Here is a 21,950-nt window from a genome sequence, read left to right on the forward strand (position 1 = left end):
CTCGTCACATGGGCGATGCAGAAGACCCGGCTCTCGGCGTTTGCCAACAGGCGTGCTGATTTGCCAACTGTCGAGAGACGGGAGGTGGGAGGTGGGAAGCCGTGGATCTACTCATCTGCGGGTCACCTCCGGTTACTCCGCCCGCTACGGCGCCTCCCTCCCCCATGCCCTCGTGCAGCGTGCTGCCGAGCGCGGGATGACGACGCTCGCGCTGACCGACCGGGACACCGTCGCGGGAACGGTCCGCTTCGCCAAGGCCGCCGCAGCCGCCGGCATCCGCCCCGTCTTCGGCGTCGACGTCGCCGTCGCCCCCCATCACCCCGCCCGGCCCGGCGTACCGCGAGCTCCCGCCACGGCGCGAGCAGCTGCTCGGCGACGTCGGGACGGCCGACGGACAGGGCCCGGACCGGTTCGGAGCCGGGACCGAGCAGGACCACCAGGTCGGCTCGGCGAACTCGCGCAGGACCGGCCAGGACACGACCGGCATGCCCCCGTCCGTCGCGGCGTGCGCGGCGGACACGAGACGGCACAGCCCCGAGAGCGGCTGCGGCTGGAGGCCGTGTATCTGGGCAGGCAGGGCACCGGTGCGGGCTCGCTGGGGCTGGCCGCGCACCGTGGGCCTGGCCGACGAGCTCGGCGTGCCCGTGGTGCTGTCGAACGCCGTCCGCTATGCCGACCCTGTCCAGCACCGGCTGGCCGACGTGCTCGATGCGGCCCGGCTGCTGCGGCCCGTCGACCGCCGGCGCCTGGACGGCGGCGAGCGCTGGCTGAAGGGCCCGGGCGCCATGACGGCGGCCGCCGAGCGGATCGCCCAGGCCGTCGGCGAGGACCCCGCCCGGGCCGTAGCCTGCTGGCCGAGACTGCGGACACCGGCCAGTCCTGCACCCTCACCCCGGCCGAGCTCGGCCGGGGACAGACGCGCCTCCCCGAGGCGTCCGTCGTGGGCGCCATCGGCGAGCCCGGTTCAGCGATGCGGCTGCTGCGGCAGCGGTGTGAGAGCGGGATGGTCGCCCGTGGCCTGGCTCGGGACGAGCGTGCCGTACGGCAGCTCGCATATGAGCTGGAGTGCATCGGCCGCCTCTCGTACGAGGGGTACTACCTGGTCGTGACCCAGGCGGTCGCGGATACGAGGGCGCTCGGGATCCGGGTTGCAGCGCGCGGCTCCGGCGCCGGGAGCATAGTCGACCACACGCTGTTCGTGGCCACCGCCAACCCCCTTGAACATCACTTGTCGTTCAAAAGGCACCTACAAACGATCGCCGCACGTCACTCCCGGACATCGACCTCGACGTGGAGTCCGATCGGCGTCTGGAGGTGTACGACGTGATCATCGAGCGGTTCGGGCGGGAGCGGACCGCGGTCACCGGCATGCCCGAGACCTACCGGGCCCGGCACGCGCTGCGGGACACCGGGCTCGCCCTAGGAATTCCGCCGCAGGTCGTGGGCGAGATCGCCAAATCATTCCCCCACATTCGGGCCCCGGGACATCCGCGGCGCCCTGGCCGGACTCCCGGAGCTGCGGCAACTGGCTGCCCGGGCGGGCAAGTTCGGGCCACTGTGGGAGCTGACCAAGGGCCTGGACGCGCTGCCGCGCGGCTAAATGAGCGGCGGCGGTTGGAGTGCATCCGGCTGCTGGGCCGGGGGCTGAGCGTGCCGCAGGTCGCCGGCCTGGTGGAATGCAACCCGGTCACGGTGCGCGATGCAGTGCGCCGTTTCGTCGGTGGCGGTTTCGATGCCCTGGCTGATGCCCCGCGTCCGGGCCGGCCCGCCCAGGTCACTGACGAGGACCTCAATGCGGTGGGGGCGTTGCTGGACGCCTCGGCCGAGGCGCGACAGCCTCCGGCACCAGGCCGACCCCGTCCTCCAGCAGGCCGCACGGGCCCGGCTGGAGGACTTACGGACTACGGACTTACGGATGGAGGCCGACGCGGGCACGCACGATGTGATCTTCCTCGCCGAGTCGGGATTCGCGCCCACCATGCCCACCGGCTACACCTGGTCACGGATCGGGCAGCGGGCGGTGGTGCCTTGTGAGGACACCCGCAACCGGCGGGTCAATGTGCTGGGCGCCCTGCTCGTGGGCGTCGATCCCGATCTGCTGTGGGAGCGCACCCCTGGCAAGATCGACGCGGCCATGCTGCTGGAGTTCGTCTGCTCCCGCCTGGCCTTGCCTGTCCGGCGGGGCCGCCGCCCTGTCCCTGGCAGCGGACGGCGTCGGGGCTCTGCCCGTCTGGCGGCGGTTCCGGCCGTGCACGGTGGTGCTGGACAACGCCTCCGCGCACGTGGCCAAGGCGTTCAAGAGCCGCCGCGACCGGCTGTCGAAGATCGGAGTGGTGCTCTTCCACCTGCCACCCCGCAGCCCCGGACTCAACGACATCGAACGCGTCTGGCGCTCCGCCAAGTACACGAGGACTACCCGCACCGCGCTCACACCAGCATCGAAGCCATCGGCACCGCCGTGGACCAGGCGCTGACCCGCCAGCAGACCCGCATCCAGGGATCAGCGGCGAACTTCACCAAAGCCGCTCAAGGGCCTGTTTCCCCGGTCACGGGCCGGTACTGGGGCCTGCTCAAGCACGGCCAACGTGGCTGTTATCAGGTGTCCCGTGTCACCGAACCTTGATCGGTTGTCATTGAATGTTGACCAACGACCGGTTTGTGACAGCGAGGTTCAATTGCCAGCGGGCATCCTCGGGCTGCTCCACAAGCCGATGTGGTTGCCGAGGTGTTCACTGTCGCTCCGTCCCGAACGGAGAGAGCAGCCGGGTGACGACTGTACGTGGATCCGGCAAGGGCGTTTGTGTCAGGGGCCGGTGGCAGGATCGCTGGTATGGACTTCGTTCGTACCACTCCGCCGAGGCCGGTCGACGTCGCCGCGGTCTTTCCCGAGTTGGCTCCGCTGGCGCGGGCGGCGATTCGGCTGCACCCTTGTGCCGGGTCGCCTTCGGTGTTCGAGAGTTCGGTCGGGGGGCCGTTGCTGTGGCCCGCTGAGGAGCCGTGGCCGCGCTGCAACGGCTCGCACCCCGGCAGCGGCAGGTCCAAGTCACCGGCAGACATACGGCTGGAGCGGCGCAGGCGGGCCCGGCTGCGCCGTGATCCCCACGGCCCTCACTAAACACCTGAGGAGACGTCAATCAAGGAGCGGAACGACGCGGTGTTCATGGAGCGCCTCGACGCCGGCCCTCCGTGGCCCGCTGAAAGTCCGGTCCCCATGCTGCCCGTGGCCCAGCTGTATCTGCGCGACGTACCCCTGTTGCGGCCGCCTGGACAGGCCGATCTGCTTCAGGTGCTGTGGTGCCCTTACGACCACGAACCGCACTACAAACCTTCGACCGCGCTGTTCTGGCGGTCTGCCGCCGAGGTCGTCGACGTCCTCGCCGTACCCCCCGAACCGTATGAGGCCGACTACGACGGCTATGTGCCGGAGCCGTGTCTGCTCGCGCCGGAGCAGATCACCGAGTATCCCAACTCCGCCGATTTGAGCGGAGAGTTGCGGAAACTGCTCAAGGACTGGAGCAGATGGCAGGCGGCCGACGTCGGCGTGGACAGCTCGTACGAGGACTACCCGGAGGAGTTCTATGAGGGGTCAGATGGTCCCGCTGCTGACCATCGCCTCCTTCGAATGGGACGGCGGCACCCATGGTTGGGCCCCGTACGAGGATCAAGCCGCCGCCCTCTCCCCCAGCTACGTCGCCGGCGCGAATCCCGCGCAGCCGACCGCGGTCGAAGTCGGCAGCACCGACAACCTGCAGCTCTACGTCTGCCCGGCATCCCCAGACCATCCGCACACCGACCTGATCCAATGAGCCGGCGCTGAGAAGCCGGGAGCGGGTTTCGGGCCGTCAGGCGCTCGATCTGGGCGTCTCCAGGGTCGGGTATCTCCCCGGCCTCCTGGAGGGCCGCCAGGCGGCGTACGAACTCGTCGCCGAGGTGCTGGTAGGGCCCCTCTCGGACGCTGCCGTCGCGGTCTTTCCTCGGGTAGAAGCCGGTGCGGGTCACTCCGGCCTCTGCCGCGAAGCTCTTGAGGTCGCATCGGCCGCCGGGCGGGAGTTCGCCGCGAAGGAGCCGGTCCATGGCGGCGCGGATCGCTTCCTCGTTGCGGGGCCGGTCGGTGTCACTGATCCTGCCCATGCACTCCTCCAGTGGCGGTGGCCAGGGCCGCATCGATGGCGGCGACGACTTGGTCGGCCCGCTCGACCTCGGCCGTGAGTCGCGACTTCTCGGTCGTCTGGGATCGGCCGATCTTGCTGAGGAAGCCCCTGCTGGTGGCGGCAGCCGACGCCCAGACGGGCCGGTGGCAGGGGTGGTGGGTGGCCTGGGGGCATCGGGCGGAGTCACACATCCCGGCTAGAGATCTTCAATGGCTGGGGTTACGACGGTTGGGGCGAGTCCGGTACTGATGACGAGGGTGTGGAGCCAAGATCGGTCTGCTGCCGCAGTCGAACACAGACGAGCCCGTAGGCCTGCGGAAGCCATCAATGTGGAACGCCGGCAGTAAGACTGCTGATCGCTGCCACCGTTGCCTACGACGTCCAGGATGTGGCGGCCGCTCCCGACCCACGCAATGTTCGGGCCGCGCGTGTCGTTCTGGTCGTGGGTGCTCGCGATCCAGCACGGCTTCCACCGGCCGAACGCCTCGGTGGCGACGAACGTCCACGTGTCCTCGTGGCAGACCAGCGTCAGATACGAGGACACCGGCGGCCGCCTTCATCGCCGCGCCGACGGGATCAGACGGTGAGGACGAGCTTGCCCTGGAGGTGACCGCCGTCGAGCAGTCGGTGCGCGTCGGCGACGCGCTCGAACGGGAACGTCTCCTGCACGTGGACCCGGAGCTTGCCCTGTTCGACGAGTTCGACGAGACCTCGCAGGGCGACCGGATCGGGGTCGACCGCGATGCCGCTGAAGCGCATGCCGGCCGCCTCGTACTTGGCGATGAGCTCCGGATCCCCCTCGGCGACCGCCGTCACCAGGTGACCGCCTGGGCGGAGCACTTCGAGCGACCGCTCGACGGTGTCGCCGCCGATCGTGTCGAGCACGACGTCGATGTCACGGACCGCCTTGGTGAAGTCGACCGCCGTGTAGTCGATCACCTCGTCGGCGCCGAACTCCTCGACGAACTTCTGCTTGCTCCCGCTGGCGGTCGTGATCACGTGCGCGCCGAGCGCTTTCGCGATCTGGATCGCGACGTGGCCGACCCCGCCACCACCGCCGTGGACCAGGACGCGGTCGCCCTCGGTCACGCCGGCGAGGTCGACGAGTCCCTGCCACACCGTCAGGCCGACGACCGGCAGCGCCGCCGCCTCAACGTGCGAGAGCGACGCCGGCTTGCGTACCAGGTGCAGCGCCGGCGCCGACACGACCTCGGCGTACGCGTTCGCCGCTCGCGGGAACAGCGGCATCCCGAACACCTCGTCGCCGGGCCTGAACCGCCACGTCTGCGACGCCTCCTCGACCACGCCGCTGATGTCCCAGCCGAGGATGAACGGCGGCCGGCCGATCAGCGGGAACTCGCCGGCGCGCAGGCGCGCCTCCAGCGGGTTCAGCCCGATCGCCTTGACGCGGACGAGAACCTCGGTCGGGAGGGGCCGGGGCTCGGGCGCGTCCACGACGGTGAGCACCTCGGGACCGCCGAGCGACTGCTGGGTGATGACTCGCATGACTCTCCTGGCTTTGAAGGGGGGAGAGAACCCAGGCTAGGTTTCCGATAGGAACCAGCAGGTACCTGAACCAGCAGCTACCTTTGGCGTCATGAGCGGTTTCGGTCCCGGTGATCCCTTTCTCGCCGACTGTCCGGCGCGTCTGGCGGTCGAGCTCATCGCCGACAAGTGGACGGCGGTCGTGCTCTACGGCCTCAGCAAGGGCCCGGTGCGCCATGGCGAGCTGATCGACCTGATCGGCGGCATCTCCCGCAAGATGCTCACCCAGACGCTCCGACGGCTCGAGGCGCACGGACTCATCCGCCGCCACGCCTACGCCGAGGTGCCGCCCCGCGTCGAGTACGAGCTCACCCCGCTCGGGGCGACGCTGATCGATCCGATCCACATGCTGACCGAGTGGGCGAGGGCGAACGGCGACGCAGTACTCGATGCGCTCGACGCCGATCCCGAGCCGGTCGCCCATAACGACTGAGGCCCCCGCCAGGGCACTGAGTATCCTCTCGGCCGCTACTCGGTATCGGCCCGGCCGCGCTCGGTCTGCAGGCTCTCGACACGTTGGACGATCTGCCACATCGGGGTGGTCGTCCTGGCCACGACCACGAGCGTCTCACCGGTCTCACCCCGGGTGTAGCAGCCGCGGCAGTATCGGCCCGGTAGCTGCTGCCCCCAGGCGAGACAGCCCGTGCAGGAGGCTGCCGGCTTGTTGTCGCTGATCTTTCCCATCGCTGCACTTCCCCGCGGCACAGAGGCGGCAGGGACCGCCCGTCGCGCCGCTTGGGCACGACCACCGGGGCCGCGGTCGTGCCGCCTGTCGCCTCTCGCGCCTCGGTCTCCTCGCCGGGGCATCGGATCTTGCCCGGTTCGGGGATCAGCAAGTCGCCGATCTCGCAGCCGAGGACGACGCAGATGACGTCCAGATCGTCGAGCTTGAGTGAGATCGGCTGGCCGGACCACAGCCCGGACATCGTTCAGCAAGGTCCTCACCGAGAACCGCACGGTCGAGGACGGCCGGAAAACCGGCTTGTCAACAGACTCGCCGAACAGCAGACCACTCCCGTACGGCGCGCCGGCAGCACTCGGCCACGCCCCCTCAGCACAGCCCCAGTACCCACACCCCAGCCTCTCCCCCTGCGAGCCGATTGACACAAGGTGAAACGGACAAGAAGTCCCCCTGTTGGTGCGGGCAGCCTCCCGCAGGCTGGCTTCCAGGGCCGCCTGCGGGAGTCGGGGTGGTGTGCGGGTAGCGGCCGGCCGCCCACACACTCTGTCCACCACAAGCAGGAGTCGAGGCGCGCCCAGCTACGAGTCGGCGGCCGGCGGCTCGGGGCTGGCATATCCCATCGTGATGCTCTGGTTCTGGCTCCAGTACGTGCTGTACCGGCAGATCGCCCGTCGTCGGCCGCACTGGAGCAACTGGCGGCTGTTCCTGGCCGCGGCGGGCATCGGGGCCCTCATCGACGTGCCCCTCGAGGCCCTTTTCCTGTCCAGCGGGTTGTTCGTCTATCCGGTCGGGTATCCCCCGCTCACGCTGTTCGCCGGGCATTGGTACCAGCTGCCTTTGCTGGAGGTTCTGTCGGCCAGCCTCGTCCTGGTCACACCCATCCTCGTCCTGCGCCGGATCGACCAGTCCCGCCCGGTCCCCTGGCTTTTCACGACGAGCAGCCGAACCACTACGTCGGCGCGCCCTCTCCTCCGGCTCCTCGCGGGCGTGGGCCTGGCCAACGTCGTGGTCCTGGCCTATCTCTTGAGCAACGTCGTCATCGCGGAACTCGGCGGCCCGTTCCCCCGCGACATGCCGAGCTGGCTGTGGTGACCGACGCGGTTCCGGTCATGTGGCACACCGTTCGGTGTCCCGCATCCGGCCGGGGACCGGGTTCTGGCGAGCGGCAGTGAGTCCCCGTTCCTGTTCGAGGTTTGAGGTTTGAGAGGTTGAGGGGCAAGCTGCGTCACCAAAATCGCTTCTGTGAGCGGGCGGCAACTCCCGGGGGACCCTATGTCCTTGGTCAAGGGAAACGGGGGTGCGTTGGGTCTGGGAGCCGGGCAGCATGGCGGGGTGGCTGATCTGCTGTGGGATGACGTGAGCTGCTTTTTCGACCCGGACCTCATGGGGTTGCTGCCGGACGTGCGGGTCCCGAATGACTGGAAGTGCGAGTACTCCGAGGGAGAGACGGTGCTTCCCGTCCCCCCGGGCGGAGGGCGTGCTGTCCCGCCCGGCGGATGCCGAGTGTCCGGACCTGCGGGTCTGGCCGTCTGCCGACGTGCTGGCGATCTTCCGTTTCCAAGCCGACGATGAAGTCGACGTCGACCTGCGGGAGTTGCAGGGCCGGGAGCGACTTGATGTGTTCTGAGTCGTTCTCCTCGCAGACCCGCAGGTCAGGTAACTGAGGCTGACGGCTGCGGTTCGTAGAAGGTTCCGTCGCGGAGCATCGCGAAGAGGACGTCGGCCCTGCGTCTCGCGAGGCAGAGCACGGCCTGGGTGTGGTGCTTGCCCTGGGCGATCTTCTTGTGTCGATCACGTGCGGGCTTCTCCATCACGCTTTCGTCATCACCCTCGGATCATCAACAACAGGAGGGGGAAGTCATGCCGAACCCGGAGGCCGGAGGCCCACCGCAGCCTGCGCTCGCGTCTGTCGCGGTGGCGTGCGCGTCGTTGCTCCGCCCGAGCAGCCCGTGAGGGCCGCTCCGGCCGACTGCTCGGGGCGCCTGTCAGAGTCCGGCGGGAGGCGGGTCCTGCACGCTGCACCCGTTGGCTTCGGCGGCCCGGATGTGGTCCCACCACCAGGCGATGGCAGGGAGCTGTGGTGGTTGGGGGCTGTCGTCGGCGGGGCGGTCGCTCCAGTCGATGGTGTAGGCGGTGGCGTCGTGGAGTGTCCCGGTTTTCGCGTTCTGGGGTGTTCGGTAGCGGTTGGTTTCCAGAGCCCATTCCATATGGCCGCGGATGATGTATCCGATGTCGTGTGCGAAGCGGGCGAGGTGGGGGCCGGCGGTGCGGGCCAGGTGGTCGCGGATGCGCACGTACAGGGTCATGAGGCGGTCACGCAGGGCGATCGCGTCGGTGACGGCGTATGGGAGGGAGTAGCCGTTCTCCTTTCGCAGGACGTCGAGGACGTTGAACTCTCCCATGGCGGCTTCACGGTGGTAGGAGACGATGTCGTTGTCCAGGGCGCCGACCAGGGGGACGAGGTCGTTGAGGATCAGGGTGAGCGGGTCGGCGGCTTCCTGGGGTGTGAGCCGGTAGCCGCCGATGAGGGGGTAGAACGGCACCATCCAGCTGCCGGCGCAGTCGTCGCTGCGGGCAAGCAGGTAGTCGTTGAGGCTGGGAATCGCGCGGAGGCGCTGCATACGGGTCCAGTGGTGGCAGCCGTGGAAGAAGCGGCGCAGACCGTCGGTGACGCGGATGGCCTGGTCGGTGTCGGCGAGTTCGGCGAGGCGGCGGCGCAGGTCCCACAGTGCCTGGCAGTAGGGGTCGCTCTCGTGCGGGCGGATTTCGGGGTGGTCCAGGATCCGGTCCAGGCGATGACAGTGTGAGGTCAGTGCGGCGGGGGGCCGCAGGTCCAGGCGGGCGTCGCGTGCGTCGTCCCAGGCGTAGGTCCAGTAGCAGACGTCGGAGAACAAGCTCATGTGCTGGGCTGGGATGCCCTCGTGGAGCGGGATCATCATGGCGGCGACGTGCCCGCTGTTGATCTGGGCGATCCAGGAGCCGGGCGTGCATATCCCGAAGTCCACCATCCAGCGCACCGAGTCGGCGTCGAGTGTGTCAGCCGGCGGATGGGGTGCGGGGGGTACGGGGCAGTAGAAGGGGCGCTTGTCGATCGCTGGGGAGAGAGGCGGCATGGCTGCCCTTCTGCTCGTCGGCCGGCTGATGCCGGCCGGGGTAGAACTGCTGGGCCCAGCGGCGGTAGGCCATGATCGGGCCGTCTCCGTCGGCCAGGCGCGGGGCCGGCTGGTAGCGCTTGGTGTGCCAGATCGGGCTGTCGTCGTTCAGCACGAAACCGGCTGCGGTGGCGCGCAGCCCGATATCGCACAGGGCCCGGGCGGCGGCGTAGGCCAGCGCCTGTCCGAGGCGGGGAGGAAGCCAGCGCGGGGCGGGCAGCCGCAGGCAGGCGGCGAACCGCAGCTGGATCCGCCAGGGCCCCACGACGGTGGGCATGATCCAGCCGCGCAGGACGGGCCCGGCCTTCAAGGTCATGGAGCCGGCCGTGTAGCCCAGGCCGTGGAGTTCCCCGTCGTACGTCACGGTCATGGCCGCGCGGGGCAGGTGAGGGAGCGGGACGCGCATCGTGAAGTTGAGGCCGAGAACGTGCCCGGTGAAGTTGTACGGGCGGATCTCCAGGATCGGCGACTTGTGCATGACGGGGAAGTGCCCCTCGTCGACCGTGTTCTCGCCGACCTCCTGCGGGTGGGTGGGCATATCCACGGTGATGTGCACCAGCGGCGAATACCCGGTCAGGTCGACCTCGGGGAGTTCCCAATGCGGTCCGGCGCCGTCATGGTCGTACCAGACGAAGATGATGCCGCCGTTGATCTCCCGGACCTCAAGCTGCCGCAGCCGGGCCTTGGGAGGGCGCGTGCCGTACGCGGTCTTCACGCAGGTTCCGTCGGGTGCGTAGGCGAACCGGTGGAAGGGGCACACGAGGTTCTCCCCTTCGACAGCGCCGCCGACCCCCAGGTGCGCGCCCAGGTGTGGGCAGTACGCCTCGGTCGCCCGAAGGAGCCCCTTGCGGGTGCGGTACAGCACGACGTCGCCGTCCACGAGCCTGCGGGTGACGACCTGGCCGGGCCGGACTTCGTCGGAGAAGCCGATACAGAACCAGCCCATGGGGTTGGGCAGGGCGGGCGGGAACGCTTCGTCGCCCGCCGTGGGGCGCAGGTCGGGTTTCGTGTACCAGCGCTGTCGCCTACGACCGAGCATCACAGTCCCTTCGCGGTGTTGCGGGAGGTTCACTGGCCTGCGTGTAGCGGACGCTGAGTTCGTGCCAGCGCTGTTCTCCCGCGATGAACGCCTCCATGGCCTCGACACAGCACCGGAGGCCCTCCCGGTCCCCCGCCGCAAGCGCCTGCCGGCAGGCTTCGGCCTCGAGCTGCTCCTTGAGGGCGGTGAAGGTCCCGGCGAGTTCCTCGATGCGCGCGGCGACCTGGCAGGCGGCCCGGGCAACGGGTATCGCCTCCCGCTGGTGGGTGAGGAGCACCAGGTTGTGCCGCATGTCCCCCACCGCCAGTTCCTTGGGAACCGACGCCAGATCATTGACGAGTGAGGTCAGGTCGTTGAAGACCTGCCGCATCCGCCTGAAGATCTCGCTTCGGTAGAGGCCGTCCGGAACGGCGAAGCCCACGGACAGCTCGACCAGGTCGCAGTAGACGTAGCTGCCGACCGTGAGCCGGCGCTGCTCGAAGAAGTCCTCGACCCCGACGTGCCCGGGGTCGCTGCCGTGCTCCTGGGATTCGGCGGCGCAGGCGTGGAGGTAGCCCGCGAGGTTGACCGCGAGATGCCGGCTCCAGTGCGGCGGCATCAGCCTGCTGGTGTCCCGCCACAGATCGGACAGCGCCGCTGCGAGCGGATGCCGCACCCGCAGCGGCTCCCCCCTGCCCACCAGACTCTTGGCCAGGGCGAGCAGTTCCCGCGGGGCAGGCGTGGCCGGCTCGTCGAAGTGCCGCTCCACACAGGCGGTCCAGCCGATCCAGCACGTGAGGAGCAGCCCCGTGGACGCCTCCGCATGCGGATACGCGCGGGCACTGAGCTCCCCCAGGCCCACCTCGCGCCAGTACGCCTCGTCGTTCCCGCCGCTCACCAGCCCCCGCTGGGTCGCCCACTGCAGCGCGTCGTCCTCGAACCCCGCGGCATGCGCGCTGCGCAGCGACGGGAACGGAAGGGCCGGGCGCGGGGGATCGTAGGGTGTCCAGAGCGTCGTGTACGTCGTCACTGCCCGTACCTCCGCGATCGTCGGTCATAGCTGAGCAGGGCGGCGTCAAAGTCCGCCCGGGTGAAGTCGGGCCAGTTCACGTCACAGAAGTAGAACTCGCTGTACGCGCTCTGCCAGGGCAGGAAACCCGACAGACGATGCTCGCCCGAAGTCCGAGTGATCAAATCCACCGGAGGCTGCCCGGCCAGCGACAGGTGACGGGCTATCTGATCACTGGTGAGGCCATCCACGATGTCCGCGACCGCCGTCCCCCGGCCGGCTTGCTCGGCCAGCAGCGACCGGACGGCCGAGGTGATGTCCTCACGCCCGTCGTAGGCCACCGCGATGTTGACCGCCATCCCGGACCCCGCGGCCGTGCGCCGCGCGGCGGCGCGAATCCTGCGGCGCGCGCCCCGGCCGAGCAGCGCGGTGTTGCCGAACAGGTTCAACTGCCAGCGCCTGGCATCGGCGAGCTCACCCACCACTTCGCTGATCACCTGGACCAGGGCGCCGACATCACCGGGATCGCGCCGCAGATTGTCGGCGGACAGAGGCCACAGCGTGACCGTACTCATGCCGGCCGCCTCGCACCAGGTCAGCAGTTCGTGCACTCGGTCACCGCCACGCCGGTAGGCGGCGGCCGGATCTGTGTGATGTGCGCGCGCCCACCGGCGATTGCCGTCCACGATCACGGCGACATGCCGGAGTGCTGCCTTGCTCGGACACGGCGAAGGAAGGTACTCCGCAGGGGGCAGGGGCGGGTCGGCGGCAGAGCTTGTGGTCATCGCACTCCCACAGAGGTGCTGTGCGCGGCCTGGGACGTTCTTCAGGAGATCGGGCCCGAACCTGCGTGAACGCGCTGAACACTTGCGCGCTCGTGAACCGGCTTCGGGCGATTGTGCTTGATCCAGATGTAACGGCCCGAACCCTCCCGGAACACCCCTTCACCGGGGGCTCACGGATTGACACGATGCACCGGCCTGCCCCGAGCGGGCCCAGGACCCGCCCTGAGCGCCGTGCACGCCCCGCGCAGAAGGCCGGGTCCAACGGCTCCGCGTCACTCCCGGGTCATGACGCGACCTCCATGGCGTACGACTGTGCGCAGGGGCCAGGCCCGACCGGATGAAGTCGGCGAGACTTCAGACCCAGCGACAGTTCTGGTCCGTGACGGGCCGGAAGCTCGGCGCCGGCAACGTGGGCGCGAGGAGAGGTCAGAGCGGCAGGGCAGCGCCGACGGGCGGGAAGAGCGGCAGGTCGGCGGTCTGGCAGTAGTCGATCCACACGACGGTGCCGACCTCATGGGAGCCATCGGCGAGTTCGTCGAGTTCCTGCTCGGCGAGGGTGGCGCGGACGCCCGCGGTGACGTGGCAGCGGTAGATCAGGTGCAGTTTGCGGGGCGGGGGCGTGGGGCCGGGGCGGGAGACACTCTGGTCGACAACCCACAGCAGTTCGCCGCCCTCGGCCTGGCCGACGTCGCGACGGAGTTCCTCGGCAAGTTCCCTGCGCAGGGCGTCGGGCAGCACTCGGGACTTCGACGTTCCCGCCGATGGTCGAGTAGTGCACGGAGTCAGCGCGGTCGCGGCGGATGAGGGCCGACGTTGCCGCCGCAGAACACGAGCGCGCTGACGCGGATCTTGGGTCGGGTGAACGGTGTCGGTGGGGCTGGGTGGTCCGTCATCACGGCCAGTATCGCGACCGCACGGGCGGCTCCGGGGCGGGTATCCCCCAGGTTCACCCGCCCCGGAGCCATGGTGTTCACGAGGGTGGCCGGCGAGCGATGCCTCGTGGATTCCTGCCCTCCTGCCGGTGGTGGCGATGCGTCAGCCGGTGAAGGCGAGGTAGGTGCCCGTCGTGAGTCCGGAGAAGGTGATGAGCCGGCGGGGCTTGAGGAGGGTGAAAGCGATGTGCATGGCGATGCCGGCGGCGACGGCGTACGGCGTGGTCTGCGGGAAGAGCAGTCCCGGGTGGCAGGGCGATCTCCATGGCGATGACGGCGGCCGCTACGGTCCGCCAGAAACTGGATGTCGCGGAAGGTGAGGTTCTCGGCGTTGCGGCGGACCGGGCTGGGGATGGCGTACCGGCGGCGGTAGGGCAGCTGTTCGCGGACCTGGGTGTAGACGTGCACCCATTGGGCCAGGTGGAGCCCGCTGCGGAACTGTGGGGAACGGAGTTTGTTCCAGGCGGAGTTCCAGTAGATATCGGTGGTGATCAGCACCAGGAGGCGCTGTGCCCAGGTGTTGGCCGTGCTGGAGCCGTGCCTGAGGTGCGGGTCGGTGCCGAGGTCTCCGGCGAGCAGGAGGCAGCCCTCGGTGAGCAGGGTGCAGCGGACGGCGTTGGGGCTTTTGAGGTAGAGCCGTTCCATGACGGCTCCGGCAGGACCAGCATGAGCGCGGTGCTGAGCGAGGTGGGGGCGAAGCGGGTCCAGCCGCCCTGGCCGAAGGTGAGAGCGAAGCGCAGGGTGAGGACGGTGCCGAAGAGGATCCGGTACGTCTGGAGGCGTGCGAGGTCGGTCGGGTGCCGGAATCCGGTGGCGAGGGCGTCAGAGAACCACACGGCTGTTCCTGACTTCGACGGGCTGCTCGCCGCGTGCGGACCGGACGCGGCTGTGGCCGTGGCCGTCGATCCGGTCGTAGTGGCCGCTTGCGGTGAGGTGGTCGATTACGGTCTGGAGCTGGGGCGGGCCGAGGATGAAGGAGCCAGGGCCGAGGTAGTCGTAGACGTTGACGGGCTCGGTGCGGCCGTCGCGGGTGGTTCGGGTCAGGGTGATGATCGTGAAGGTGGCCCGGCAGAACATCTTCCAGCGCTTCCAGCGACCGGGCAGGCCGGTGAATCCGGTGATCATCCACCCCGTCAGGGCGAGCGTCGCGGTGATCTGGGCAGCGGGCAGCACGGACAGGTACATGGGAAACCTCCGGGCCGGGAGGATCGGGGGAGGGACGAGCAGGTGCCCGGCGGGCGGGCGTACTCCGGGTCAGCGCTCGGGCTTGGGGGCCTCTGTATGAGGGCGGCCGCGGCCTGGTCGAGGGTGACCTTCTCGATCAGCAGGGCCGAGATGACCTCGCTGATCGGCATCTCGATGTCGTGGACGCGTTCCATGGCCAGGAGGGCTTCGGCGGACTTGACGCCCTCGGTGGTCTGCCGAGTGGCGGCCGTCGCCTGGGCGATGGTCATGCCGCGGCCGAGGTGAGTGCCGAAGGTGCGGTTGCGGGAGAGCGGAGAGGAGCAGGTCGCGACCGGGTCGCCCAGGCCGGCCAGTCCGGCGAGGGTTTCGGGGTGGGCGCCCATGGCGACGCCGAGGCGCGTGGTCTCCGCCAGACCGCGGGTGATGAGCATCGCGGTGGCGTTGTCGCCCAGGCCCATACCGGAGGCGATGCCGGCCGCGAGCGCGATGACGTTCTTCACCGCGCCGCCCAACTCGCTTATCTGCGGTTCACCAGTGGCTGTAGCTGGTCAGGTGCTTGCAACAGTCTGAGGCACGACAGGCACGTTGTTCTTCACTTCGTTGGTTTGAGCAGTGCTGCGAACCAACAAGCAGCGATGGTGAGCCCCAGGACCCCTAGGATCGACCTCGCCCTTGACCTCGACATCGGCCTCCTCCGAGGTCGATCCGAATCCTGCGGCGATCAAGCCTGCCCTCGGCCTGCCCGCCACGGTGGTGCAGGTCGGCGCAGCCGAGCCACGCCATGTGATCAACAGCTCGGACAAGACGTCGAGCATGAAAGTATTGTCCTTGCGTGGCTGTGGATTGAGCGGGCCGGCATGGAAGCCTGCCTCCGCAGGGTGGGAAACGGCGAGTCTGGCATGCCTGTTGTGACGCCAGTGACAGTGGTCGGACACAGATGGTGTCCGTTCGATAAGAAGAGGTTCGCATGACGGTTGTCTCGATCAGGAAACTCGGTGACCCGGCTCTGCGGGAGCCTGCCAAGCCGGTGACCGACTTCGATGCTGAGCTGCACACCTTAGTCGGCGATCTGCGCGAGACGCTGAGCGACAGCAGAGGGGCCGGGCTTGCCGCACCCCAGCTCGGTGTCGGGCTCCGGGTGTTCGTCTGGAGCCCCAAGCTGATCGACGGTCGCGGCGATCTGGACCATCTGGTCAATCCCGTCTTGGACTTCCCGGACGAGGAGGAACAGGACGGTATGGAGGGATGCCTGTCCATCCCTGGCGTCTTCCTTGACACCAAGCGTCGGATGAACGTCGTGGCGAAAGGCTTCACCATGAAGGGCGACCCGGTCCAGGTCGTCGGGGACGGGATCCTGGCCCGCTGCATCCAGCACGAGACCGATCACCTGGACGGTGTGCTGTTCATCGACAGGCTGACCCCTGAGCAACAGGAGCGGTGGATAGCCACGCTGCGCGCGGCCGACTGGTTCGACGAGAGTCTCATGACAAAGATCAAAAACTCACCGCACCAGTAGAGTGCGGCCGACTGTGCGGAAAGCGTCCCAGCGTCGCTTTCCGCACTCCGGCGACATGGGGGTGAACGTCCGCACCTCCTGGTGCCGCCGCGCCCCATGCCTGGCAACAATCCCGGGACACCGGCACTGGCACTGGCCTCCTCGTCCGACTGGCTGGTGGTGCGCAAGTGGTGCGAGGTGCCGAAAATGGCCTAGACAGCAAACAAACCCTAAGTCGCTGACCTGGGGTTTTGTGTGGAGTGGATGACGGAAATCGAACCCGCGCTCTGAGCTTGGGAATCAAAGGGTTGCGAGCGCCCGAAAGGGTCGATGACCTGGGGAAACTCGATGGGCGTGTACTCCCCGGCAAGGTGAATCCACCCCGCCGCTGACCCTGGTGTACCGCCCGTTGGGGCACGGCCAGGGCATGCCCTCGGGGAGGGGTGCGGGAACCGACGAGGTCGCCCGCACTCGACGCTGCGCGAAGTGCTCGGTGGGGGCCTCGCTGAGGCCTCCTGGCAGGAATTGTTGATCAAGTAACCTGTGCTCGTCTGGGGCCCGTCTGGCGGACGCCAAGCTCCGTACGGAGGCCCGCCTTGCTACGTCCCGTACGCGCCTAAGCGGCCTTGGGTGAAGTTCGTTGCTGACTGTCGGATCTGGTCTCGCTGCCGCGTCATGGCATGGTCGACGGCTTCGCCGATGGCGTCGATGCTGGTCTGGGCGCACTGCGGGTAGTCCTGGTACTTCGCCTGACGCCAGACCAGCTCGATGTCGTTCAGCTCCGGGCTGCGCGGAGGCAGGTAGAACAGTTCGACGCCGATCTTCGCCAGCTGACGGCGGCGGCCTTTGAACGCCTTGGCCACGTGCGCGGAAGCGTTGTCCAGCACGACCGTGCACGGCCGTCGCCGCGACCAGCAGCTGCTTCAAGTCACGCGAGCGACTTGTCCGCCAGGATACGTTCCAAGGATCGTTGACCCATCCGGCTCATGGCCGGGTTGCTTTTGACGTAGTACCAGACCAACCCCATCGCTTGAACGAAAGCCCACGCCTTGCCTCGCTCCCATTCAAGGTCGTCGCTACCCAGGTGATCACGGAGCACCTGGCGCGGCCCAGCCTCGAGCAAATGCCACGCACTCACAAGATCCAGCGAAGGGTCAGCCGGCCCGAAGCCGCCAACGTCGAGAATCCCGGCAAGCCGACCAGCGGACACGAGCACGTTGCCAGGGATCAGATCGCAATGGGCCATGGCGTCCTCAGCTGCACCTCGCGGCAGATCACGCAAAGTTGCCCAGATACGGCGCAGCCGAGGGACATCCAGGAGTTGCTCACTGTGTCTGAAACAGGTCTCCATCCACGCGTCATGGGACTGCAGGTCGCCTCCTCGACCTGTGCCGGCGAACGTGCGGCCATGTGTGTCGATCGCGCGTAGGTCGCGGATGAGATCGGCCAAGTCACGGGCAAACGCAGACGATTCGCCTGGGTCCTCGTTGGCGGCCACGACGCCGGGCAGCCACGTCTGCACCGACCACGGAAGCGGGTAACCTGCCCCAGGTTCACCAAGCGCGACCGGCTCGGTCGTGGGGAAACGCGTGCGACCTGCCAGCTCGCGAGCCGCTTCCGCTTCGGACTCCAGCCAGCGCCGCGTCGACTCGACTTCTGCGGACTCAAGAGGGAATCGGGCTGCGAACCGATCGCCGATACGGAAGATGGCGTTGACCGTACCCTGCGCCGCGATGCTCCTGACTGGCAGGCCCCGCCACTCAGGAAACTGCTGCTCTACCAACATGCGCACCGTCTCAGGTGACACCGTCAGCTGGTTGGGGTGCATCTTCATGGTGGAAGCATCCGCATCACGATCTTCAACTGCAACCCATTTCTGTCGCGCAACGTTGCCTGCTGGAAGTTCAGCACGTGGTGCGGTGCCCCTGAATGCCATAGCGGGTCATGTCATGGCCGTCACCCAGACCAGACAGACGGCCCCTGCAGCGTTGCGGCCCATCAAGAACCGTTGTCGGATCTCATCGACATTTTCGAGCTGACTGATCGCTAAACGCTGCCCAAAACCGTCAACAAACGTTCCCCACTCTCGCGTACAAAACACTAGATGGCCTACGGGCTTTTCCACCGCTGGGCGCGGGCCGGCATCTGGGCGGCTGTGCTGACCGGGCTGCAGGCCAGGGCCGACGCGGCCGGACTCGCCAGGCCCTGAAGAGGGCACCCCGCAGACTTGCCGGGCGTCAATCGGACGGGCACACCGGGTCGTTCGACTGGCCGGGCAGGTAGGCCGTCCGCTCCTGTGGGGTCAGGTCCCGGCCGACGGTGCGGCAGATGTTGGCGAGAGCCGCTTCGGGTCGGGGGAGGGTGGTACTCCACAGCCGCACGGTGAAGTCGGCGCCTGCTGTTGCGAGGGTGTGGTCGTCGGGACTGAAGGCCAGCCAGAACACGGCGTCGGAGTGCCCGAGCAGGGTGATGAGGGTCTTGCCGGACGCGACGTTCCAGAGCCGTGCGGTGGAGTCGATGCTGCCGGTGGCGAGGGTGCGGCCGTCCGGGTTGAACGCCACCGCGTACACCTCGTCGGTGTGTTCTTTCCGCGTGACGAGAGGCGTGCCCTTGTCCGCGTTCCACAGCCTCAGGGTGTGGTCGTCCCCGACGGTGGCAAGCGTCTTTCCGTCGAAGCTGAACGCCATCGAGCGCACTGAATCGGTGTGACCGGCCAGCCGTTGGTGATGCGGCAGGGCTGCGGCGTTTCGCAGGGCCTCCCAGGACTCCGCATTGTGGTTGGTCCGGTACGCCCGAACGGCCAGCAGCGACGCGAGTTCGGGATTCGTCCTGATGAGCTTTCTCGACTGCGCAGCGATTTGTCGCGACGCAGCCGCCTCGCGCGCGGTGACGCCGTCCGCCACTGCCACAGCGCACCGCCCACGGCGACGAGGGCCAGGGCGAGGAGCGAGGCGAGCACGGTGTTGAGGGTCCGGCTGCGGCGGATGACGGCCTGCTGGCGCTGTTTGCTGGCGGCGAGGAGTGAACGACTCCAGGCCCCGGTAGGAGCAGATGTCCTGGGAAGCCAGTTCCGGGAGGATCTCCCGCAGGGCTTCGGTGGGGGTGACGTACGCGATGCCCTGGCCCCGCTTCAAGGCGTCGGGCACGGTGATCTCGGTGAGCATGCCGACGACCAGGCCGGTCACCTCGTCGAGGACCGGCGCGTCGCTGAAGCCGGTGGTGAGGTCGTTGGCGTTGGTCAACTGCAGGTGGGGTCCTCTGCCGTCGGTGTCCGACAGCACATCGCTTCGTTGCCGCGGATCCCCAGTCCCCGGTAGCCGCCGACGTGGTCGGCGGGTACGAGCGTGTGGAAGACGGCGAGGCGGCGCAGTAGGCCGCTGCTGCAGCATGCGCGCCGGCCTGGAGTTGCGCGACCACTCCCCCATGTTCCAGCGTTGCTCGAAGCCCAGCTCCTCCTCAGACCAGTGGTCGGGACCCTTCCACAGGGGGCGCCAGGCGAGCTCGGCGAGGATGGTGTCGAGTGCATCCGCCTCGGCTCTCTTCCAGGCGCTGGCGGGTAGGCCGGTCAGCCATGCCGATGTCACGCGTCCGGACTGGTGGATCTCGATACCGTTTTTCGTGCGCCGCCAGAACCGCAGGCCGGGCATGCCGTGGACCTCGCCGCCGGGCTCGTAGGAGGGAAGGATTCTGCGGAGGATCTCGTGCGCGCGTCGCTCGCTCTCTGCTTCCAGCTCGATGCTGTCGATGCCGGGGCATACGCGGCGGATCCCGAAGGGGCAGGCGGTGAAGTCGCTGTGGGAGTCGAGGATCTGGTGGAAGTGGTCTGCCTCGAAGCGGAGCTGCTCTCCCGTCGGGGCCGGGATCGGCGGCTGGCCGGCGCGCAGCTGTGTGCGGGCCGGTCGTAGGTCTCGTTCGTGTAGAGGCGACGTCAGTCGGCGCGGCGGCTGATCCGGTCACGACGCATCGGGAGGTCCTGTTCCCCGTACCGTTCGGCTCGCCGGTACGGCGAGCGAGCCATTCAAGAGTGTCTGCTGCATGGGGTGTCGCGGTGTGAAGCTGCGCTCCTTCGCTTCCCACTGCAGGAGGCTCGAGGGGCGGAAGCGTCCGGGGAAACACGGCTCAACCACAGCCGCCGAGAGGAAGCCCAGGTGGAGAGGCAGTGCGGATCGGCGCCATCACCTGGTGTCCTGTCTCAACGATTCCTCATGCTGTCTGTCAAGCCGCGAAGGCCGCGGGAGGCGCGGCCTCGTAGGTCCGTCCGTCGCGCAGGAGGGCCCAGAGGACATTGACGCGGCGGCGGGCGAGGGCGAGGACGGCCTGTGTGCGGCTTCGTGGACGCGATGCGCGGATGGCTGTGGTCCGTGTCGAGGAGCACGAGTTGGTGTGGATCGCTACGTGGGGTCGCCGCTACGCGCGGACGCATGCACGCTGTGCGGACACTGCGTCAGAGGCTGCCCGTACTCTCGCCTGCGGAGGCCGACTCCCGCCTCCTTGTCGTCGGCGATGTCTCGGAGCAACTCGTCGATGCGGCCACGCCGCCAGGGCCGGCGGGCGGCGAAGAGCTCGACGACTTCGCGATGCGGGAGTTCACTTCCGCTCAAGCCGACGACCTCTACGAGCCACCCCCTGGTTTTCATGAACGGCCCCGCCTACAGGCCGAACCAACGCCCCAAGGCGGCGATCACCAAAGCGTGAGTCGGCCCCTGGGCTGCTGTCGAGGGCGTCGGCTCACTGATCCGCGTTTCTCAGCCGACCGGTCCCGTCATCGCGTGCGGCCGTACCGCCGGTTCGAGCAGTGACAAGGTCCGTTGCTGCGCGTCGAGGGCGACGCAGATGCCGACCGGCATCGGCAGATTCGGGCCGGCATGTCCGAACTCGACGTTGCCCAGGACCGGGATGTCACGGTCGCCGAGGACGTCGAGGACTATCTCGCGCAGGGTCGGGGACGCTTCGGGCGCGCCGAGCCCGTGGATCGCGTACGGGACTCCCACGACCATGCCGGAGATCCGATCGAGGATGCCGCAGTGCCGCAGCACCTGTAGATAGCTCCACACATACGCTGCTTGGCCGCCCGTCTCCTCCCAGAACAGCACCGCGCCGTCGAACCGTTCGAGCGGCAGCGCGTAAGGCGTCGCCTGCGCCAGCACGATGCGATTGATCACCCCGCCGATCAGCCGGCCTTCGGTGCGACCGGCACGCCAGCACTCCCACGACGGGGAGGCCGGCAGCGCGCCGATCGGCTCCGTACCGGTCAGCAGCGTCGCGTAGAGCTTTTCGAGTTCCGCTCTGCGTGCGGCGGGCGCGGCCTGCCAGTGTCCGCCGAGTCCAGGGGTGGCCAAGTCGGTATGGAAACCGACCAGACCCGTTTGCGCGTAGAGCACCAGATGCAGCAGCGAGATGTCGCTGTAGCCGAGGATCGGCTTGGGGTCGGCGGCGATCGCCTCGACGTCGATCAGGTCGAGGTAGCCGAGCACTGTCTGGCCGCCGTCATGCGCGATGATGGCGCGCACCTCAGGATCACGCAGAAGAGCATTGAATTCCCTGGCGATCTCGGCCGGCGTAGCCGCGCTCCACCAATGGTGCCGCCCCGCTTCGAGCAGCGGCGCCCGGCGCACACGGAATCCCATCCGCTCGAGCACGACCACCGCCTGCTCGAGGTCGGGCTCGTAAGCGGCATGGAGCGGCCCGGACAGCGATGCGACAACGACGAGATCTCCGGGCCTCAGGGCACGAGGTCGAAGCGGTTGAGGCAGTGCAGCAAGGGTCACCGAGGCAGTATCCCGACACCCTCAGCAACACGCGACACATTTACATGACCCGTCCGGCATGACACTTGACTCCGCTCAGTGTGGGCTTGCAGACGTCCGCCGAGGCTCGGGACATTGTGCGTGGGTCATGGGGAGGGGGCTGGGGTTGGGTTGCCGTAGTAGGCGTCGGGGCCGTGTTTGCGGGTGTAGTGGCGAGCCAGTAGGTGCGGGGGTGGTGGGGTGGTTGGG

Annotated in this window: 24 protein-coding genes and 5 pseudogenes; 10 read left to right on the forward strand and 19 right to left on the reverse strand. The window is 68.4% G+C overall.

Going from position 1 to position 21,950, the window contains the following annotated elements; genetic code table 11:
• Nucleotides 1-91: 91 nt before the first annotated feature.
• The 5 genes from ACFPIH_RS42495 to ACFPIH_RS42515 all read left to right on the forward strand — a co-directional run bounded on the left by ACFPIH_RS42495 (nt 92) and on the right by ACFPIH_RS42515 (nt 4,738).
• Nucleotides 92-1,327, forward strand: a complete 1,236-nt coding sequence (locus ACFPIH_RS42495) for a PHP domain-containing protein (RefSeq protein WP_417801383.1) — start codon at nt 92-94, stop codon at nt 1,325-1,327.
• Entirely contained in the window at nt 1,291-2,034 is a 744-nt protein-coding gene (locus ACFPIH_RS56470) for a helix-turn-helix domain-containing protein (RefSeq protein WP_417801384.1), read from the forward strand. Before ACFPIH_RS42495 ends, ACFPIH_RS56470 begins: the two co-directional genes overlap by 37 nt.
• Nucleotides 2,035-2,057: 23 nt before the next feature.
• On the forward strand, nt 2,058-2,474 hold the full coding sequence (locus ACFPIH_RS42505; RefSeq protein WP_381183451.1) for a transposase: 417 nt from the start codon (nt 2,058-2,060) through the stop codon (nt 2,472-2,474).
• A gap of 1,104 nt (nt 2,475-3,578) precedes the next feature.
• On the forward strand, nt 3,579-3,806 hold the full coding sequence (locus ACFPIH_RS42510) for a hypothetical protein (RefSeq protein WP_381183454.1): 228 nt from the start codon (nt 3,579-3,581) through the stop codon (nt 3,804-3,806).
• A gap of 773 nt (nt 3,807-4,579) precedes the next feature.
• Nucleotides 4,580-4,738: a hypothetical protein gene (locus ACFPIH_RS42515; protein ID WP_381183457.1), complete on the forward strand. Its 159-nt coding sequence runs from the start codon at nt 4,580-4,582 to the stop codon at nt 4,736-4,738.
• On the opposite strand, the gene ACFPIH_RS42520 is transcribed toward ACFPIH_RS42515, so the two are convergent.
• Nucleotides 4,728-5,657: an NADP-dependent oxidoreductase gene (locus ACFPIH_RS42520; protein ID WP_381183460.1), complete on the reverse strand. Its 930-nt coding sequence runs from the start codon at nt 5,655-5,657 to the stop codon at nt 4,728-4,730. The genes ACFPIH_RS42515 and ACFPIH_RS42520 overlap by 11 nt on opposite strands.
• Before the next feature lie 91 nt (nt 5,658-5,748).
• Here ACFPIH_RS42520 and ACFPIH_RS42525 point away from each other — a divergent pair, with 91 nt between their 5' ends.
• A complete protein-coding gene (locus tag ACFPIH_RS42525; RefSeq protein ID WP_381183461.1) occupies nt 5,749-6,129 on the forward strand; it encodes a winged helix-turn-helix transcriptional regulator in 381 nt (126 codons plus the stop codon).
• A 35-nt stretch (nt 6,130-6,164) separates the two neighbouring features.
• On the opposite strand, the gene ACFPIH_RS42530 is transcribed toward ACFPIH_RS42525, so the two are convergent.
• On the reverse strand, nt 6,165-6,380 hold the full coding sequence (locus ACFPIH_RS42530; RefSeq protein WP_381183525.1) for a hypothetical protein: 216 nt from the start codon (nt 6,378-6,380) through the stop codon (nt 6,165-6,167).
• A gap of 185 nt (nt 6,381-6,565) precedes the next feature.
• A pseudogene (locus tag ACFPIH_RS42535) lies at nt 6,566-6,622 on the reverse strand (helix-turn-helix domain-containing protein); the annotation flags it as partial.
• Between the two features lie 269 nt (nt 6,623-6,891).
• Between ACFPIH_RS42535 and ACFPIH_RS42540 the strand changes: the two are divergent.
• Nucleotides 6,892-7,470 (forward strand): spirocyclase AveC family protein, encoded by a 579-nt coding sequence (locus ACFPIH_RS42540; RefSeq protein ID WP_381183464.1) that lies wholly within the window; start codon nt 6,892-6,894, stop codon nt 7,468-7,470.
• Nucleotides 7,471-7,710: 240 nt separating this feature from the next.
• Nucleotides 7,711-8,002 (forward strand): annotated as a pseudogene (locus tag ACFPIH_RS42545) (hypothetical protein); the annotation flags it as partial.
• Nucleotides 8,003-8,030: 28 nt separating this feature from the next.
• Here ACFPIH_RS42545 and ACFPIH_RS42550 read toward each other — a convergent pair.
• The 10 genes and pseudogenes from ACFPIH_RS42550 to ACFPIH_RS42595 all read right to left on the reverse strand — a co-directional run.
• Nucleotides 8,031-8,162 (reverse strand): annotated as a pseudogene (locus tag ACFPIH_RS42550) (IS110 family transposase); the annotation flags it as partial.
• A 201-nt stretch (nt 8,163-8,363) separates the two neighbouring features.
• Nucleotides 8,364-9,491 (reverse strand): terpene synthase family protein, encoded by a 1,128-nt coding sequence (locus ACFPIH_RS42555; RefSeq protein ID WP_381183467.1) that lies wholly within the window; start codon nt 9,489-9,491, stop codon nt 8,364-8,366.
• On the reverse strand, nt 9,415-10,569 hold the full coding sequence (locus tag ACFPIH_RS42560) for a Rieske 2Fe-2S domain-containing protein (RefSeq protein ID WP_381183469.1): 1,155 nt from the start codon (nt 10,567-10,569) through the stop codon (nt 9,415-9,417). Before ACFPIH_RS42560 ends, ACFPIH_RS42555 begins: the two co-directional genes overlap by 77 nt.
• Nucleotides 10,556-11,578 (reverse strand): terpene synthase family protein, encoded by a 1,023-nt coding sequence (locus ACFPIH_RS42565; RefSeq protein WP_381183472.1) that lies wholly within the window; start codon nt 11,576-11,578, stop codon nt 10,556-10,558. Before ACFPIH_RS42565 ends, ACFPIH_RS42560 begins: the two co-directional genes overlap by 14 nt.
• Entirely contained in the window at nt 11,575-12,342 is a 768-nt protein-coding gene (gene uppS / locus ACFPIH_RS42570; RefSeq protein WP_381183475.1) for a polyprenyl diphosphate synthase, read from the reverse strand. Before uppS ends, ACFPIH_RS42565 begins: the two co-directional genes overlap by 4 nt.
• 426 nt (nt 12,343-12,768) lie before the next feature.
• Nucleotides 12,769-13,080 (reverse strand): NUDIX hydrolase, encoded by a 312-nt coding sequence (locus ACFPIH_RS42575; RefSeq protein WP_381183478.1) that lies wholly within the window; start codon nt 13,078-13,080, stop codon nt 12,769-12,771.
• Nucleotides 13,081-13,765: 685 nt separating this feature from the next.
• Nucleotides 13,766-14,110, reverse strand: a complete 345-nt coding sequence (locus ACFPIH_RS42580; protein ID WP_381183480.1) for a hypothetical protein — start codon at nt 14,108-14,110, stop codon at nt 13,766-13,768.
• Complete coding sequence (locus ACFPIH_RS42585) at nt 14,097-14,459, reverse strand: hypothetical protein (RefSeq protein WP_381183483.1); 363 nt, start codon at nt 14,457-14,459, stop codon at nt 14,097-14,099. The genes ACFPIH_RS42580 and ACFPIH_RS42585 overlap by 14 nt, the downstream gene beginning before the upstream one ends.
• 77 nt (nt 14,460-14,536) lie before the next feature.
• Nucleotides 14,537-14,974, reverse strand: a pseudogene (locus tag ACFPIH_RS42590) (NAD(P)H-dependent glycerol-3-phosphate dehydrogenase); the annotation flags it as partial.
• Between the two features lie 33 nt (nt 14,975-15,007).
• Nucleotides 15,008-15,274, reverse strand: coding sequence for a hypothetical protein (locus tag ACFPIH_RS42595; protein ID WP_381183486.1), 267 nt, complete (start codon nt 15,272-15,274; stop codon nt 15,008-15,010).
• 152 nt (nt 15,275-15,426) lie between these two features.
• On the opposite strand from ACFPIH_RS42595, the gene def reads away from it, so the two are divergent.
• Nucleotides 15,427-15,975, forward strand: a complete 549-nt coding sequence (gene def, locus ACFPIH_RS42600; protein WP_381183489.1) for a peptide deformylase — start codon at nt 15,427-15,429, stop codon at nt 15,973-15,975.
• Between the two features lie 578 nt (nt 15,976-16,553).
• Here the strand turns inward: def and ACFPIH_RS42605 are convergent.
• The 3 genes from ACFPIH_RS42605 to ACFPIH_RS42615 all read right to left on the reverse strand — a co-directional run bounded on the left by ACFPIH_RS42605 (nt 16,554) and on the right by ACFPIH_RS42615 (nt 19,196).
• On the reverse strand, nt 16,554-16,841 hold the full coding sequence (locus ACFPIH_RS42605) for a transposase (RefSeq protein ID WP_381183492.1): 288 nt from the start codon (nt 16,839-16,841) through the stop codon (nt 16,554-16,556).
• Nucleotides 16,842-16,882: 41 nt separating this feature from the next.
• Nucleotides 16,883-17,788, reverse strand: a complete 906-nt coding sequence (locus tag ACFPIH_RS42610) for an aminoglycoside phosphotransferase family protein (protein WP_381183495.1) — start codon at nt 17,786-17,788, stop codon at nt 16,883-16,885.
• A 403-nt stretch (nt 17,789-18,191) separates the two neighbouring features.
• A complete protein-coding gene (locus tag ACFPIH_RS42615) occupies nt 18,192-19,196 on the reverse strand; it encodes a WD40 repeat domain-containing protein (RefSeq protein WP_381183498.1) in 1,005 nt (334 codons plus the stop codon).
• 354 nt (nt 19,197-19,550) lie between these two features.
• Between ACFPIH_RS42615 and ACFPIH_RS42620 the strand changes: the two genes are divergently transcribed.
• Nucleotides 19,551-19,859 (forward strand): hypothetical protein, encoded by a 309-nt coding sequence (locus ACFPIH_RS42620; protein ID WP_381183501.1) that lies wholly within the window; start codon nt 19,551-19,553, stop codon nt 19,857-19,859.
• Nucleotides 19,860-20,345: 486 nt separating this feature from the next.
• Here ACFPIH_RS42620 and ACFPIH_RS42625 read toward each other — a convergent pair whose 3' ends face one another.
• The 3 genes and pseudogenes from ACFPIH_RS42625 to araD form a co-directional block, all read right to left on the reverse strand.
• Nucleotides 20,346-20,555, reverse strand: a complete 210-nt coding sequence (locus tag ACFPIH_RS42625) for a hypothetical protein (protein WP_381183504.1) — start codon at nt 20,553-20,555, stop codon at nt 20,346-20,348.
• Between the two features lie 144 nt (nt 20,556-20,699).
• A complete protein-coding gene (locus tag ACFPIH_RS42630) occupies nt 20,700-21,722 on the reverse strand; it encodes a S66 peptidase family protein (RefSeq protein WP_381183507.1) in 1,023 nt (340 codons plus the stop codon).
• Nucleotides 21,723-21,847: 125 nt separating this feature from the next.
• Nucleotides 21,848-21,950: pseudogene (araD, locus tag ACFPIH_RS42635) on the reverse strand (L-ribulose-5-phosphate 4-epimerase); the annotation flags it as partial.

Origin of the sequence: Streptomyces vulcanius (genome assembly GCF_042653945.1) — a bacterium.
In the GTDB taxonomy this organism is placed as follows: Bacteria; Actinomycetota; Actinomycetes; order Streptomycetales; family Streptomycetaceae; genus Streptomyces; species Streptomyces mangrovi.